The organism is Roseibium sp. RP-7 (assembly GCF_053005225.1).
On sequence record NZ_JBRKQA010000002.1, the window covers coordinates 1,225,421 to 1,241,681 of the forward strand.

At 61.3% G+C, this 16,261-nt stretch carries 15 protein-coding genes; all 15 read right to left on the reverse strand.

Features of this window, described 5'->3' with window-relative positions; translation table 11 throughout:
• Positions 1-14 precede the first annotated feature (14 nt).
• On the reverse strand, positions 15-1,829 hold the full coding sequence (locus ACVDG9_RS20340; protein WP_447238825.1) for a feruloyl-CoA synthase: 1,815 nt from the start codon (positions 1,827-1,829) through the stop codon (positions 15-17).
• 25 nt (positions 1,830-1,854) lie between these two features.
• Positions 1,855-2,325 carry a MarR family winged helix-turn-helix transcriptional regulator gene (locus ACVDG9_RS20345; RefSeq protein ID WP_370198883.1) on the reverse strand — a complete coding sequence of 157 codons (471 nt, stop codon included), beginning with the start codon at positions 2,323-2,325 and terminating at the stop codon, positions 1,855-1,857.
• A gap of 19 nt (positions 2,326-2,344) precedes the next feature.
• Positions 2,345-3,112, reverse strand: coding sequence for a crotonase/enoyl-CoA hydratase family protein (locus tag ACVDG9_RS20350; RefSeq protein ID WP_031270371.1), 768 nt, complete (start codon positions 3,110-3,112; stop codon positions 2,345-2,347).
• A gap of 10 nt (positions 3,113-3,122) precedes the next feature.
• Positions 3,123-3,887 carry an SDR family NAD(P)-dependent oxidoreductase gene (locus ACVDG9_RS20355; RefSeq protein WP_447238826.1) on the reverse strand — a complete coding sequence of 255 codons (765 nt, stop codon included), beginning with the start codon at positions 3,885-3,887 and terminating at the stop codon, positions 3,123-3,125.
• A gap of 88 nt (positions 3,888-3,975) precedes the next feature.
• The gene (locus tag ACVDG9_RS20360) at positions 3,976-5,292 is read right to left on the reverse strand and encodes a TRAP transporter large permease (RefSeq protein ID WP_023003190.1); all 1,317 of its coding nucleotides are present in this window, start codon (positions 5,290-5,292) and stop codon (positions 3,976-3,978) included.
• Positions 5,289-5,876 (reverse strand): TRAP transporter small permease, encoded by a 588-nt coding sequence (locus tag ACVDG9_RS20365; RefSeq protein ID WP_023003189.1) that lies wholly within the window; start codon positions 5,874-5,876, stop codon positions 5,289-5,291. Before ACVDG9_RS20365 ends, ACVDG9_RS20360 begins: the two co-directional genes overlap by 4 nt.
• Positions 5,877-5,942: 66 nt before the next feature.
• Positions 5,943-6,983, reverse strand: a complete 1,041-nt coding sequence (locus ACVDG9_RS20370; protein ID WP_023003188.1) for a TRAP transporter substrate-binding protein — start codon at positions 6,981-6,983, stop codon at positions 5,943-5,945.
• A gap of 563 nt (positions 6,984-7,546) precedes the next feature.
• Entirely contained in the window at positions 7,547-9,193 is a 1,647-nt protein-coding gene (locus ACVDG9_RS20375; RefSeq protein ID WP_055656154.1) for a dihydroxyacetone kinase subunit DhaK, read from the reverse strand.
• 11 nt (positions 9,194-9,204) lie between these two features.
• On the reverse strand, positions 9,205-10,200 hold the full coding sequence (locus ACVDG9_RS20380) for an ABC transporter ATP-binding protein (protein ID WP_023003185.1): 996 nt from the start codon (positions 10,198-10,200) through the stop codon (positions 9,205-9,207).
• Positions 10,193-11,290 (reverse strand): ABC transporter ATP-binding protein, encoded by a 1,098-nt coding sequence (locus tag ACVDG9_RS20385; RefSeq protein WP_055656157.1) that lies wholly within the window; start codon positions 11,288-11,290, stop codon positions 10,193-10,195. Before ACVDG9_RS20385 ends, ACVDG9_RS20380 begins: the two co-directional genes overlap by 8 nt.
• Before the next feature lie 5 nt (positions 11,291-11,295).
• The gene (locus ACVDG9_RS20390; protein WP_023003183.1) at positions 11,296-11,487 is read right to left on the reverse strand and encodes a hypothetical protein; all 192 of its coding nucleotides are present in this window, start codon (positions 11,485-11,487) and stop codon (positions 11,296-11,298) included.
• Complete coding sequence (locus ACVDG9_RS20395; RefSeq protein WP_023003182.1) at positions 11,484-12,425, reverse strand: carbohydrate ABC transporter permease; 942 nt, start codon at positions 12,423-12,425, stop codon at positions 11,484-11,486. Before ACVDG9_RS20395 ends, ACVDG9_RS20390 begins: the two co-directional genes overlap by 4 nt.
• Complete coding sequence (locus ACVDG9_RS20400; protein WP_031270370.1) at positions 12,422-13,369, reverse strand: carbohydrate ABC transporter permease; 948 nt, start codon at positions 13,367-13,369, stop codon at positions 12,422-12,424. The genes ACVDG9_RS20395 and ACVDG9_RS20400 overlap by 4 nt, the downstream gene beginning before the upstream one ends.
• Positions 13,370-13,568: 199 nt before the next feature.
• Positions 13,569-14,888 carry an ABC transporter substrate-binding protein gene (locus tag ACVDG9_RS20405; protein ID WP_062487385.1) on the reverse strand — a complete coding sequence of 440 codons (1,320 nt, stop codon included), beginning with the start codon at positions 14,886-14,888 and terminating at the stop codon, positions 13,569-13,571.
• Between the two features lie 225 nt (positions 14,889-15,113).
• The gene (locus ACVDG9_RS20410) at positions 15,114-16,142 is read right to left on the reverse strand and encodes a LacI family DNA-binding transcriptional regulator (protein WP_447238827.1); all 1,029 of its coding nucleotides are present in this window, start codon (positions 16,140-16,142) and stop codon (positions 15,114-15,116) included.
• Positions 16,143-16,261: the final 119 nt, after the last annotated feature.

The following is a 16,261-nucleotide window of genomic DNA, read 5'->3' on the forward strand; positions in this document are numbered from 1 at the left end:
CAAGCGCTCCTCAATCAGAGTGTGACCACAGCAGGGTCATCGTCGGTGTAAAGCCGTTCCAGCAGGGCCTCGCGGCGCGCCAGAACCTTTCGGATGTTCAGATTGCCCTTGGCGGTCATCTCGCCTTCGGGCATGGAAGCCGGCTGAGACAGCACGATGGCGCGGGACACCAGTGTCGAGCTGCCGCTGATCTCGCGGGCGCGCGCCGAAAGCCGGCGGTGGATTTCGCCCTGCAGCAGCTTGCAGCGGAAAGCACCGTCATCATCGTTGAGGTCAAAGCCTTCCCGGGTCAGCTCCGCGACATTCGGGAAGATCATCACCCCGATCTGCTTCCGATCGGCACCGGTGATGATCAGGTCTGCGGCAAGCGGCGCGAGACGGGACAGCATGTCCAGCTTCAGCTGCGCCGCCCGCACCCAGGTGCCGGACTGCAGCTTGAAGTCCTCCGATATCCGGCCGTCAAAGCGCATGCCCTTGTTTGCGTCTGCTGGATCAAGAAACAGCATCGCATCCCCGGTGATGAAGAACCCTTCTTCATCGAAGGCTGCGGCGGTCTTTTCAGGATCGTTGAGATAGCCGGGCATCACGTTGGGGCCCTTCACGCGGACTTCGCAGCGCATGTCCGCATCGGGTAAAAGCTTGACGGTGACGCCGCTCACCGGAACACCGACAATGCCGGAGTGGGGGGCAGGTTCCTGCTGCATCAGGGCCGAGGGCGCTGTTTCGGTCAGTCCCCAGGAAGACGTCATCAAGGGCACCTCGCCCTTGACCTCCATCGCCATGCGCTCAAATCCGGACCAGACCTCCTGCGGCAGGGAGGCCCCTGCATAGAAGATCAGGTCCAGATCCTCGAAGAACCGCTGACGCAGATCCGTATCTGCTTCCAGTGCCTTCAGCAGCATGCCGAAGCCAAGCGGCACGTTGAACACCAGCGTACCGGTCTTCAACGACAGGTTCTCCACCGTCCGTTCGAACAGGCCCTTCACCGGCTTGCCGTCGTCAATGTAGAGACTGCCGCCGTTGGCCAGCATCATGTTGAAATTATGCGAGCCGCCGAAGACGTGGTTCCAGGGCAGCCAATCGACGATCACCGGCGGGCGCTTGCGCAGGAACGGCATGGAGTCGGCAAGCTGGGCCTGGTTCACGCACATCATCCGGTGGGTGGTCAGAACGCCCTTCGGGCTGGAGGTCGAGCCGGAGGTCATCAGGATCTTGCCGACCGTATCCGGCGTGACGGCCGCGAAGGCACTGTCGACGTCGACGCCGCCGTCTCCCTTCAGAAGGTCGGCGAAGGCGGTAACGTTCCGGCTTCCCGGTCGGCTGGCGACAATCTCGACCGACGCAAGATCTTCCAGGTTCAACGCTTCGCCGTATTGGTCGGCATCCACCACATAGGCCATTTTCGGCTTGATCAGGTTGATCGCCTCGCGCAGGCGGCCATGGGCACCGTGAATGAGCGAATACTGCTCGGCCACCGGCACCACCGGCACTCCGACATACTGGGCGGCAAGCGCAAGAATGCCGTGATCGACGCCGTTGCCGGACATGATCAGGATCGGCGTATTCGCCCCCATGCCTCTTGCCAGGAGCGCAGCACCGATCGCCCGAACCTTTTCCAGGATGTCCGCATAGCTTTCCTCGCGCCAGCCGGCACCGCTGCGTTCGGCCAGAAACACCCTGTCCGGAGCTTCCCCCGCCCATTGGTGCAGCCAGTCTCCCGTCCGCTCGACCACCGGGCTCAGCGGATAGGTGGACCGCAGCAGAATGCTGCCATCCGGGCGGTCTTCCCGCTCGACCGAGTGGCGCAGAAATTCCGTGGTGCGCTTCATGATCGTCTCCTCCCGAAACTTCATGTCAGTCTTCCCGTTGGCGGTTGCTTTCAATCATCTGCATCACCTTGGTGGCGACACTCAACGCGTCCTTGCTGATACCGTTGAGCAGCATCTTCTCGTGCTCCATGACCGCGGCGATTGCCTTTTCACACAGCCGGCGACCGGCCAGTGTCGCCTTCAACGCATAGGCCCTGCGATCACTCGGCAACCGGTCACGGATGATCAGGTCACGCCGCTCCAGTTCGTCGACAATCACGACCAGGTTGGGCCGTTCGATATCCATGGCCTCGGCCAGTTGGGACTGGCGCAAGCCCGGATTGTCGACGATCAGCACAAGGGCGGTATAGGTCAGCATGCGCAGGTCGAACGGCTTCAGGGTGCGGCTCAGGTCCGACTGAATGACGTTGAACGTCCGCTTCATCTGATAGCCGTAAAGCGCGCGCAGGGTCCTGTCGCTGACGTTGACAATTCCGGTCTCGCTCTCCGGTTCCATCGCGGTTTTCCTCATGAGATCACCTGAAGGTCGGGTTGCGCTTTTCCAGGAAGGCGGCAAGGCCTTCCAGCGCGTCCGGGCTGGTCTGTGTAATCGCGGCGCACAGGCTCTCGGTAAAGAGACCGTCCGTCTTGGACATGTCCGCAATGCGCGCCAGCGCCTGGATCATGATGTAGTTGGACAGCGGCGCGTTGGAAGCGATCCGGCCTGCCAGGTCCTGTGCCTTGGCCAGCGCCTCTCCCTCGCCGACAGTGTAATGAGCAAGGCCCAGAGCCAGGCCTTCATCCGCGTTGTACTTGCGGCCGGTCAGCATCATCTCGGTCATCCGGTCCGCTCCCAGAATGCGGCCCACGCGCACGGAAGCGCCACCACCGACGAAGATGCCCCGGCGGCCTTCCGGCAGCTGGAAGAACGCGGAGGTTTCGGCAACGCGCACGTGGGTGGCACTGGCCAGTTCCAGACCGCCGCCGATGACGGCGCCGAACATGGCGGAAACCACCGGCAATCCGCCGAACTGGATCCGGTCCATCACCTGGTGCCAGCCGCGCGAATGGCGCATGGTTCCTTCCGCGTCGCGGGCCACATGCTCGGACAGATCAAGGCCCGAGCAGAAATGCCCGGCCGTGCCGGTGATGACCACGGCCTTCACCTCGGCGGGCGGAGACAGGAAAAAGCCGTCAATGGCCCCAAGCAGCTCGTCGCACATGGCGTTGCGCTTGTCCGGACGGTTCATGGTCAGGGTCGCGACGCTATCGGAAATCTCAATTTTCAGCATCGGTTCTGTCATCGGTGTCTCCTCAGCGCGGCGGCAGACGCACGGCGCCATCCAGGCGGATGGTCGTGCCGTTCAGGAACGGGTTGGTCACGATGTGCCCGGCAAGCAGGGCGAATTCCTCCGGCTCGCCAAGACGTGGCGGGAACGGAATGTTGGCCGTGATCTTGGCTGAGACCTCTTCCGGCAGGCCTTCCATCATCGGCGTTCTGAACAGGCCCGGCGCAATGGCCATCACGCGGATGCCGTGCTGGGCAAACTCCCGCGCTGCCGGCAGGCACATGGCGGCAATGCCGCCCTTGGACGCCGAATAGGCAGCCTGGCCCAGCTGGCCGTCCTCGAAGGCGACCGATGCCGTATTGACGATCACGCCGCGCTCGCCGTTTTCCAGCGGCTCCACGTCCATGAGGCGTCTTGCGGCATGGCTCATGACATTGAACGTGCCGAAGAGATTGACCTTCAGCGTCTTTTCAAAGGTATCGAAGGAGAGCTTCCCTTCTCGGCCGACGATGCGTGCGGCAAAGCCGACGCCGGCGCAGTTGACGACAACACGCGGCGTTTCACCGAGCAACCCGACCGCCTTGTCGAGTGCAGTCCCTACGGCTGCCTCGTCGCTGACGTCGGCCTGAACGGCGAAGCCGCCGATTTCTTCCGCCACAGTGCGGGCCCGGTCGATATCGAAATCAAGGATCGCAACTTTCGCGCCCTGGCTCGCAAAATGACGGGCTGTCGCGGCCCCGAGGCCACTGCCGCCACCTGTCACGAAAGCCGCTTGTCCGGATATCAGCATGGCACAGCCTCTGAATTGGTTTTAGTCATCATTGTTATATCTCATACCTATTTTGATACGCCGAAAGGGCGCACTCCTTCCGGTTGGGTTAGCCAGCCAGAAGGAACAGGGTGATTGACGGAAAGAGGACCAACAGGATCACGCGGACTATGTCGGACGTTACGAACCAGAGAACCGCCTTGTAGGTCTCCTTCATCGGCGTCGACCGATCCATCGCGTTGATGATGAAAAGGTTCATGCCGACGGGCGGTGTTATCAGCCCCACCTCGACAACGATCAGCACCAGGATACCGAACCAGATAGCAACGTGTTCCGGGCTCATACCGAAGTCGAGCACGCTGATCACCGGAAAGAAGATCGGGATGGTCAGAAGGATCATCGACAGGCTGTCCATCAGGCAACCAAAAACCAGGTAGAACAGCAGGATCAGTGTCAGAACGACAAGCGGACTGAAGCCCTGGCCGACGACCCAGCCGGAGAGTTCCTGCGGCAGCTGGCTGAGTGCCAGGAAGCTGTTGTAGAAGCCGGCACCGAGCACGATGAAGAAGATCATCGCCGTGCTCATGGCCGTCTGGATCATGCTGTCGACAAAGACCTTCCAGGTCAGGTTACCGGAAATGAGCGCGATGATGCCCGTTCCGGCCGCACCGACGGCAGCGCCCTCGGTCGGGGTGAACCAGCCCAGATAGATGCCGCCGACCACGAGACCGAAGACCAGCAGCACAGGCCAGACGTCCATCAGCGCACGCATGCGCTCCGCATAAGGCACCGGCTCACGCGTTCCGGCGGAGCCGGGGTTGAGGCGGACATAGATCGAGATGGTGATCATGTAGCCGATGGCCGCCAGAATGCCCGGAATGAAGGCAGCCAGGAACAGCTTGGCGATGTTCTGTTCGGTCAGGATGGCATAGATCACCAGGATGACCGACGGTGGAATGAGAATGCCGAGCGTGCCGCCGGCGGCCAGCGTTGCCGTCGAAAAGCCGCCGGAATAGCCGTAGCGGCGCAGTTCCGGCAGGGCGACACGGCTCATGGTGGCGGCGGTTGCCAGTGACGATCCGCAGATGGCGCCAAAGCCCGCGCAGGCCCCGACCGCAGCCATGGCAACACCGCCCTTGCGATGGCCGAGCCAGCTTTCGGCGGCCTTGAAGAGAGACGACGACATGCCGGAGTGGGTCGCGAACTGCCCCATCAGCAGGAACATCGGAATGATCGTCAGCGAGTAGCTGGAGAAGGTGGAATAGGTCTCCGACTTCAGCTTGGCGAGAATGATGTTGGAACTGCCGGTCGCAAGATAGAGACCACCCAGACCGCAAATCATCATGGCAAGGCCGATCGGCGCCCGCAGGAAGATAAGCAGCAGAAGAACGGGAAACGACAGATAGCCGAGTTCAAGCAGGCTCAATGGACCCCTCCCTCGGCATCGGGCGTGAAACGCCGGCCGGTGATCAGTTCAAGCACCTTGGCGACGGCGCAGTAGAGCGCAACGACGGAGGCAACAGCGGCGGCGGCAAAGCTGAGCGCGAAGGCCCACCAGATCGGAAACTGCAGCAGGAAGGTGGTTTCGTTGTAGCGCATCTTGTCTTCCATGCCGACGAACAGCCGCCAGGTGATCAGGAAGATCAGCAAGCTGAGGAGAACCTCCCACACGACTTCCAGCCACCGGTTCATCCAGCGCGGAAAACTGCCGGCGAAAACGTCCACGGTGGCGTGCCCCCGCTTAAGCTGACAGATGGGCAGAAAGGCGAAAATGGTGAAGCTGATCCCCGCTTCGACCAGCTCGAAATCGCCGGAAACCGGACCGACACCGGTCGCGATCAGCGCGTTGGCGGCGCTTTCGGACAGCGAGGTCATAAATTCGGAATGACCGAATGTGTTCAGCCCGCGGCCAAGCACGCTGACACAGGTCAGCCCGATCAGCGCTGTCAGAACCAGACCGCCAAGGATCGCCATGAAGCGCGCGAGACGCTCCACCAGAGTGAGCAGCATTTTACGTGTATCCTGTCGAAGGATGCCCTCCGGAACACCAGGTTCCGGAGGGCTGCTTCATGACGGTCAGTTGGCCATCAGCGCTTCGGCACGGGCCTGCAGCGCCTTGCCGTCGATGCCCTTGGCATCCATTTCGGCGTACCACTCGTCGATGGTGCCCTGAGCGGCGGCTTCCCACTCGGCAGCCTGCTCGTCCGTCAGCGTGATGATGTTGTTGCCCATCTCCACGGCTGCGGCCCGCGGGCCGGCATCATCGGCCTGCATCTGCTTGCCGGCGAAGGCAGAGAATTCCTCACCGGAGTTTGCGTCGATGATGGCCTTCAGGTCGTCCGGCAGGCTGTCGTACTTGTCCTTGTTCATCCCGAAGATGAAGGACGTGGTGTAGAGCGCCTTGCCCGGGAACTCGGTGTGGTTCTTGACCAGCTCGTTCACCTTCAGCGCGCCGACGACTTCCCACGGAATAACCGTCGCATCGACAACACCCTTGCTGAGCGCTTCCGGAATGGCCGGAACCGGCATGCCGATCGGCGTTGCACCCAGATTGGAGAACAGCTTGTTGGTGACACGGGTCGGTGCACGCAGCTTGACGCCGTTCAGGTCGGACAGTGCGACGATCGGCTTGCTGGAGTGGATGACACCAGGACCATGAACCCAGAGGGCCAGCGGCTTGAAGCGCGCGAAGTCCTCATCCATCATCGTTTCTTCGGCAAGTTTCCAGTAGGCACGGGACATGGTCTCCGCATCCGTCATCGTGAACGGAAGCTCGAACACTTCTGCGCGCGGGAAGCGACCCGGGGTATAACCGGCAACGGTCCAGACGATATCAACGACACCATCGACCACCTGATCGATCAGCTCCGGCGGCTTGCCGCCCAGCTGCATGGCCGGATAACGCTCGATCTTGATGCGCCCACCGGATTCCGCTTCGATCTTGTCGGCCCAGGGGTCGAGAACGTTCTTGGGTACATTGGCCTGAGCCGGCAGGAACTGGTGCAGGCGCAGCGTGACTTCCTGCGCAAGTGTGGACGACATGCTCCCGCCAAGTGCGATTGCGGAGACAGTCGCAGCCACAGCCAGTTTGGCAAACTGCTTATGCAAGTTGATCATGGTTTCCTCCCTGTTCGATCAACTTCAAAACCTGACCGGATTCCTCCCTCCGATCAGATGATGATCTATAATAGTTATATTACATAACTTTTTTCAAGCTCTATTTGGCGACCTGGTTCACTCCCTTCGCCTTGAGCTTTGCATGCAGGCGACCAATCGGAAAGTTATACATTCTGGTCAGCCGCAAAAGCATCACAAGATCCCGTAAAATTTGCCGGAGTTTGTGATGGATCAATCCCGAAGGCAAGGGTTTCCGTGAGAAGAATGGACAGAAAACGTCTTTATCATCAACCCTGCCACTTCCTGCAAAGGAAGACCCGCCAGCCGGCATGACGACAGGCACCTTACCTAACGCAAGGGCATCAAAGCGGTAACATCAAGCCAACGGGAATTTGTGGAAAGCCTGCCGGAGATCGCAATGTCCCGGGCCTTGCCGGTTATCCGAACGCCGGAACACCATTGGCGAGGACACGCGACCAGAAGCTGTTTCAATAGAATGGAAAATCAGGGAAAGCACCGGCAGGCCGTGGGCTCGAAGCCCGGCCTGCCGGTCAGGTGCCGGCCTACGCGGACTTGGAGGTAAGGGCCGGTGAGAGGGTCAGTTGCTCGAACAGCCGGGCGACGGCCTCCGCGCCCGGATCGTTGTGACCGGAGAGGTTCGCCTCCGAGACGTAGGATGCCCTGCCCGCCCGCGCCCGCGTGATCCGCGACGTGGCGTCCGCGCCCTGACGGGCTTCGGCAGCAGCCGCCTCGACACCGTTTTCCAGAGCGTTGAGCGCCGGCAGCAGAGCGTCGATCATGGTGCGGTCACCCGGCTGGGCGCCGCCCACCTGCATGATCCGGTCAAGACCGGCCTTCAACGCCCCAATGGCCCCACGGCCGCTGGAGGACGCATCGCCGGCAGCGGCAAAGAAGATCGCCAGCAGGACACCGGAAGACCCGCCCATTGTCTGGCTGAGTTCCAGACCGATTGCGCGATAAAGCTGAGTGAGATCCGCCAGCGGCAACCGGTCGAGTGCCTTCACCAGCGCCCGGGCCGCGGTGGCAAGCGTGCTGCCGGTGTCGCCATCGCCCGATTTGGCATCAAGCGCATTGAGATCGTCCTCGGCCGCGATCAGGATGTCGCAACACCGTTCGATGAACTTACGCGTCTCCGGGTTCTTGGACGGCAGCGGCTGGATCGGCGTCAGGCCGTCCGGCAGGGGCAGGACCGAAACCGCGCCAAGCGCAAGACAGCCGGGCCACGCCCAGGGTGCGACCGGCGCCTGCAGCAGGGCTTCTTCCGTCTTGCCGACCGGTAGCAGCGACACGGAGAACCCATGCATGTCGAGCGAGGTCATCATCGCCGCGGGGCCGATGACCCAGCGGATCTGGCTGCCGATGCGCGAGGCCGTGAGCTCTTCCAGAAGCACCGACATTTCAAGAGGTGTCGTGCTGCCCAGGTTGTTCACGATCGCCACATGAGGTCCGGGTGCGAGGTTCGGTGCTAGCCGGTCCACCACCATGGCCATGGCGGCGCGGGCATTCGAATAATCAACCTGCTCGATCCCCGCCTCGCCGTGAATGCCAAGCCCGAGTTCCGCCTTGCCATGGGCAATCCGGTCTTCCTTGGGCGAGCCAGGCACCGTGCAGGTGTCCAGCGACATGCCGATCGAGATCGCACCGCCGATGGTTTTCTTCGCCGCCTCGGTAATCGTCTCCAGATCCGCGCCCTGATCGGCGAGCGCTCCGGCGATCTTGTGCACGAACAGCGTACCGGCGACACCGCGCGCCTGCGGCAGGTCCGGCAGGGCAACGTCGTCATCGACAATCACCATGTTGACCTTCAGTCCGAAGGAGCGGGCCCGCTCGGCCGCCAGACCGAAGTTCAGCCGGTCGCCGGTGTAGTTCTTGACGATCAGCAGGCAGCCGGCCTTGCCGGTGACGGCCAGAATGCCCGCCAGTACCGCATCCACGGAGGGCGAGGCAAACACCTCGCCGCAGACGGCCGCCGTGAGCATGCCCTGGCCGACGAAACCTGCATGGCTTGGCTCATGACCAGAGCCGCCGCCGGAGACAAGCGCCACCTTGGATTTGTCCCAGTCGGTGCGCACCACCACCTTGATATGCGGATAACCGTCGAGACGGGCGAGCCGTCCGCCGGCCGTGCGCAGCATGCCGTCAATCGCTTCGGTGACGAGCGTTTCCTTGGTATTGATGAATTGCTTCATGTCCCGTCTCCTCAGGAAATGCGAGCGCCGCTGGCGTCGAAGAAAAGCGGATTTCTTGGTTGAATGGCGAGAGTGTCGCCCGGTTCCAGGGCGGTGTGGCTGTCTGACAGCGTTACGACGGAATGTCCATCCAGAGATAGATGCAGCCGGGTCTGATCACCCAGATGTTCGACCCGGCGAACTTCCGATACCTTGCCTTCGCCTTGCGCGATATGCTCCGGACGCAGACCGATGGTCTTGGCACCGCTCGGCGCACCGGCGAAAAGATCGGCCGGCAGCACGTTGATGCGTGGCTGGCCGAGACGCCCGGCGACATAGAGATTGACCGGGTTCTCGTAGATCTCGCGCGGCGATCCGAATTGCACCAGGCGGCCATGATCAAGAACGCCGACGTGCGTTGCCATGGTCATGGCTTCAATCTGGTCATGGGTCACGTAAAGCAACGTCGCCCCCAGGCTTTCCTGGATGCGCTTCAACTCGATGCGCAGGTCCGACCGCAGCTTGGCATCGAGCGAGGAAAGCGGTTCGTCCATCAGATAGATGGACGGATCGCGCACCAGTGCCCGGCCGATGGACACCCGCTGCATTTCGCCGCCGGAAAGGTTGGTTGCCTTGTTGGCAAGCTTGTGCGAAATGCGCAAGACTTCGGCCACTTCGGCAACCTTGCGGTCGATCTCGTCCGCAGGCGTCTTGAGCAAGGGCGAGCGAAGCGGAAATGCCAGGTTCTCCCGCACGCTCATGTGCGGATAGAGCGAATATTGCTGGAACACCATGGCGACGTTGCGCTGCGCCGGCGTGTCTCCAACCACCGACCGCCCCGCGATGACGACGTCGCCGGCGTCCGGCTGTTCCAGTCCCGCGATCAGACGCAGGATGGTGGTCTTCCCGGCCCCTGTCGGCCCCAGCAGCGTCACGAAGGCGCCATTGGGGATGTTCATGCTCACCTCATCGACAGCGAGCGTATCGCCGAACCGCTTGGTGAGGCCTGACAGCCTGACTTCAGCCATGAGCAAGCACTCCCTCGTTCAGTTCCGACCGCAGCGCCCGCCCCGACTGATTGTCGAACAGCGTCACCGTTGATCCGTTGAATTCGAGGCCGACAAATTCACCGGCGCGAACAGGCTGGTCTGAGGGAATGCGGGCCTTCAGCTCACCGGAGGCGGTCTTCAACGTGACGATCTGCGTGGTGCCGAGATATTCGGCGGCCAGAACCTCACCCCGGTAGGATCCGCTGTCGTTGAGCGTGATGTGCTCCGGACGGATGCCGAAGACCATGTCACCTTCAAAGGGTTCCATCAGCCGCGGTACGTCCAGCTCCTCGTGATGCATCATCACCTTGGACGCGCCCGCATGGACCTCGCCGTGAAAGCGCAGGAAGTTCATCGGCGGCGAGCCGATGAAGTCGGCAACGAACATGGTTGCCGGCTTGTCGTAGATATCCTGCGGCGTGCCGAACTGCTCGATGACGCCATGGTTCATGACCACGATCTTGTCGCCCATCTGCATCGCCTCCAGCTGGTCGTGGGTGACATAGACAGTGGTGGCGCCCATGCGGTCATGCAGGGCCCGCAGCTCCTCCGCCATATGCTCGCGGAACTCCGCATCGAGCGCACCGAGCGGCTCGTCCATCATGAAGGCTTTCGGATCCCGGACGATGGCCCTGCCGAGCGCGACGCGCTGGCGGTCGCCGCCGGAAAGCCCGCCCACCGGCCGGTCGAGGATCTTCTCGATCCCGAGAATGCGGGCAACTTCCGCCACCTTCTCGGCAACCTGATGTTTCGGCATGCCCTGGCTGACCAGAGGATAGGAGATGTTCTTGCGCACATTCATGTGCGGGTAGAGGGCGAACATCTGGAAGACGAAGGCGATATCGCGCTGGCTCGCCGGCCGTTGGCCGACCTCCTCGCCGTCGATATAGATCTCGCCCGACGTCGGCAGCTCCAGCCCGGCGATCATGCGCAAGGTGGTGGTCTTGCCGCAGCCGGACGGGCCGAGCAGCATGAAGAACTCACCGTCCTCGATCTTGAAGGAAGACGACTGCACGGCAGTGAAGTCGCCGAATTCCTTCCGAAGGTTTCTGATTACGATCTCTGCCAAGACAGTCACTCCGGAAAGTGGCTGACGATGATGAACATGACTGTTCCGGTCAGCGTGACGATGAAGGAATAGGTGTAGGCCCACAGGAAGACCGGCTGCATCAGCATGATCACACCAATGGCGATCAGAAGGGATGCGAGCATTTCCCAGGACCCGCGGCGCAGGCGGACGAGGCCGCTCATGAAATCGCTGATCATTTGCGGACCGCTCCGAAGGTGATGCCGCGCAGGAGATGTTTGCGAAGCAGGATGGTGAAGACCATGACCGGCACCAGGAACAGGGTTGCCCCTGCAGCGACCGCCGGCCAGTCCTGGCCGCCGACGCCGATGATGGTCGGAATGAAGGGGGGAGCCGTCTGCGCCGTACCGGAGGTCAGCAGCACCGCGAAGGCATATTCGTTCCACGAGAAGATCAGGCAGAAGATGGCCGTCGAGGCGATGCCCGTTGCCGCCTGCGGCAACACCACCTTGTAGAACGCCTGGAAGCGGGTGTAGCCGTCGATCAGCGCCGCTTCCTCGTATTCTCGCGGGATCTCGTCGATGAAGCCCTTCAGCAGCCAGACCGCAAGCGAGATATTGACCGCCGTATAGAGCAGGATCATGCCCAGGTGCGTATCCGACAGCCCAAGGGTGCGGAACATCAGGAAGATCGGGATCGCGACCGCGATCGGCGGCATCATTCTTGTCGACAGGATGAAGAACAGCAGGTCGTCCTTCAGCGGCACCTTGAACCTTGAAAAGGCATAGGCGGCGAGTGTTCCGAGGAACACCGACAGGAAGGTGGAGCCAAATCCGATGATGACCGAATTCAGGAACCTTTCGCCGTAGCGGGAGGGGCCCGCGATCACCATGTCGCGGTTACGCACGATTTCCTCGTACCAGGTAGCGGGCGGCGGCAGCGCCTGAAGTTGTTCCGGCGACACGCGGGTGCGGGTGGTGAAGAGGTTGACGTAGCCTTCCAGCGACGGCTCGAAGAGCACCTTCGGTGGATAGGCGATGGCATCGACCGGAGACTTGAACCCTGTTGTCAGGATCCAGACCAGCGGCAGCAGGGTGATGACCGCGTAGGCGATGACCAGCGACCCGGCCACCCACTTCTGCCGCGAAGACGGTTCTGTGATGGAATAGCTGCTCATCTTTCCTTCACCTTGTTCAGAGCTTTGACGTAGATCGACGCGAGGCCGAAGACAGTCACGAAAAGGACGATCGCGTAGGCGGAGGCATAGCCGGTGCGCCACTTCTCGAAGGCTTCACGCTTCAGGTTGATGGAGGTGAGTTCGGTCACGGAGCCGGGGCCACCGCCGGTGAGCTGCACCACAAGATCGAACATCTTGAAGTTCTCGATGCCGCGGAACAGGACTGCCAGCATGAGGAAGGGCAGCACCATGGGCACAGTGATCGTCCAGAACTGGCGCCACTTGCTGGCCCGATCGATTTCCGCGGCCTCGTAGATATAGTCCGGTATCGATCGGAGGCCTGCCAGACAGATGAGCATCACGAAGGGGGTCCACATCCAGGTATCGACGATCACGATGGCCCAGGGCGCGAGCGCCACGTCGCCGATCATCTGGAAGGATGCCGGATCGACCCCGGTGAAGAAGGACACACCGTAATTGAAGAGACCGATCTGCGGCTGGTAGAGAAAGGTCCAGAAGTTACCGACAACGGCCGGCGACAACATCATCGGCAGCACGATCAGGGTGGTCCACAGATCGTTGCCCTTGAATTTCCGGTTGATCAGCCAGGCCAGGGTGAAACCGATCAGCACCTGCAGGACGATGGTCCAGAACAGGAAATGCGCGGTCGCCTGCATGGTCAGCCAGATGTCGCCATCGGTCAGGATGCGCTCGTAATTGCGCAGGCCGATGTATTCGACATCGCGGTTGGGCCGATTGGCCCGGAAATTCGTGAAACTGAGATTGATCGTCCAGATCAACGGGAAGATATTGACCGCAAGCAGCAGGAAAATTGTCGGAGCGACAAAAAGCCAGGCAATCGTACGGTCGGAAAGCCCTCGGATTTTCGCGGCAACGGTGGGCGGCGTTGCCTTTGCTACTCGGTCTATCGGGGTGTCGGACATGAGACGCTCTTCTTGAGAAACGGTTCCGGAAAGCACGGGCCGGGCCGGCCGGTCTTTCAGGGTGAGACAGCCCGCCAGAAGGCGGGCCGTCCGCAGAGGCAGGATCAGGACATGGCCGCCAAAAGACCGGCCATCCGCCGAGACAAGGACAGGTCAAACCCTGACGCGCATTGGTATCGTCAGGGTTCGCCTCGAGCCGTCAGAGCTTGCCTTCGTCCTCGAAGGTTTCGGTCCAGTCGGCGATCAGCTTGTCGAGCGCTTCCTGTGCGGTGCCCTGGTCGGCAACCACATAGTCATGAAGGCGTTTTTGCATCGCCAGCAGCAGTTCGGCGTAAGCCGGCTCCTGCCAGAAATCCATCACGTTATCCATGGCCAGAAGGAAGTCGGACGCAAACGGCGCACTGTCCGGGAAGCTCGGATCGCTGAGGACGCTGACATGGCAGGAATAGCCGCCGAGATCCCACCACTTCTTCTGAACGCTCGGCTGCGCGAACCACTTGATGTACTCAAGCGCCGCATCCTGCTTGTCGGAATAGGCCACCACGGAGATGCCCTGCCCGCCGAGCGTCGAGGCTTCCCGGTTCTGGCCGGGATTGACGAAGAAGCCGATCTTGTCGCCGCCCACATCCGGGTCGGCATAGAGGCCGGGGAAGAAGGCGAACCAGTTCATGGCCATGGCCACCTGCCCCGACTTGAAGGCATCGAGGGACTGTTCCATGTAGCTGTCGGTGTAGCCCGGGGGCGTGCCGGTCTTGTAGAGTTCCTTGTAGAACTCCAGTCCCGCCACGGCCTCGGGCGAGTTGACCGCACCTTCCATGTCGTATTTGCCCGGTGTCATCTCGTATTTGAAGCCGAACGGATAAAGCGCGCTGGTCGCACCCATGGTGATACCTTCTGAGCCGCGCTCGGTGAAGATGGACGCGCCGTACCGGGTCTGACCGTCGATCTCGCGTCCCTGGAAGAACTGTGCGACTTCCAGAAGCTCAGCTTGCGTCTTGGGCGGAGCCAGGTCACGGCCGTGCTTCTCCTTGAAGGCAGCCTGAATTTCCGGCATTTCGAACCAGTCCTTGCGATAGAACCAGCCGTTGGCATCGCCCATGGCCGGCAGCGCATAGTAGTTCGGCTCGCCCTTGGGCCAGGTGGAATAGGCGTAGACGGTCGCCGGAGCGAAATCGTCCATGCTGATGCCTTCCTTCTCGAAGAAGTCGTTCAGCTTGACGTAATGGCCGTTTTCCGCGCCGCCGCCGATCCACTGGCTGTCGCCGATCAGCAGATCGCACAGTTTGCCGCCGGAGTTCAGCTCGTTCAGCATACGGTCGGCGAAGTTCGGCCAGGGCACGAATTCGAAATTCATGGTGTGGCCGTACTCGGCTTCAAATTCCTTCGACAGCTCGACCAGCGCGTTGGCCGGATCCCAGGCCGCCCAGCACAGCGTCAGCTCATCGGCCTGCGCATTGGAAACAGATAGTCCGCTAACCGCAACAATGGCGGTTGCCGCGAGAAGTTTCGCAGTTTTCATGGGTGAAGTCCTCCCGAATGGTCGCGTGCCGGCGCATGCCGGACCGCAGCACTCCTCCAAGTGCAGGCTCACGCTATCTGACATACGTATGTCACGTCAATCAAAAAACTGACATACGTCTTTCTTTTTGAGGCCAATCAGACCTGATTCATGCCGACAACACAGGACATGATATTGATTTTACTTATTTTTAGGGGACAGAACTCTTGGCCGGAGCGGCCAGCCTCAATAGAGGTTTTCGCGCATGATGATCTCGATCCGGATCTTTTCCTGCGCCTCATAGATGTCCGTGCCGTCGCATTTGGCCCGCAAGACCCGCAGGGCACTGCGCACGAGATGACCGACATTCTGGGCGATGACAGCATCAAGTTCGCCATCGGCAAGAGCCTGCCGCGTTACGGGCGTCAGATCGTGAGCGATCACCACAAACCGTCCGGAAACGCCATGCTCACGCAATGCATCCAGCATGGCCGCATTGCCCGACCCCATGGAATAAACCGCCTTCAGCTCCGGATGTGCCTTGAGCGCGTGGTCAAGGGTTTCATGGATCCGGTCCGGATCGTCGTAGAATTCGATCGTCGGCAGGGTTTTCAGTTGCGGAAAGTCCCGCGACAGCACTTCGTCCAGACCGAAGCGGCGCTCGATACTGTCACGCGCCACCATGGAATTGGTCACCACCAGGATGCTGCCGGTCTCGTTGCGCAAGAACTTGCCCAACAGCGCCCCTGCGGTCTTGCCGGCGGAGAAATTGTCGACACCTGCAAAATAGTGGCATTTCGAGTTCGGCAGGTCCGACACCAGCGCGACGACGTAAACACCTGCACTCTTGATATGCGCGATGGCATCGCGCACCTGCGGTGTTTCCGGAACCATCATGGCAACGCCGTCCAGTTCGGACAGGTCCAGGGTCTTCAGCTTGTCGACAACCGCGTGCGGATCGGCGGCGTCGACCAGCAACACGCTGACGTCGGTCCGGTCCGCCACCTGCGCACCGGACGCTTCTTCGACCGCGGCCACCAGCGTTTCGACGAAATGATTGGGCCCTTCGGGAAGAACGAACACGAATTTGTACTGGCGCTGCCTGGCGAGATTGGCCGCATTGGTATCGCGCACATAGCCGAGCTTGCGGACAGCTTCCTTCACCCGCTCCGCGTTCTTCGGGCGCACATCCGCACGCCCGTTCAAGACCCGGTCGACGGTCGACAGGCTGACCCCGGCCTCCCGGGCGATATCGTGTACGGTTGGCTTGACCATTACGTCTCCCGGACCATCCCGCGTTCTCGTGAACGCAGACAAGATGATCCACCACTTCAACGCCGATCAGCGTCCGGGCGCCCCCGCGGGATCGACCGGACACCCGCTGACCGACAGGG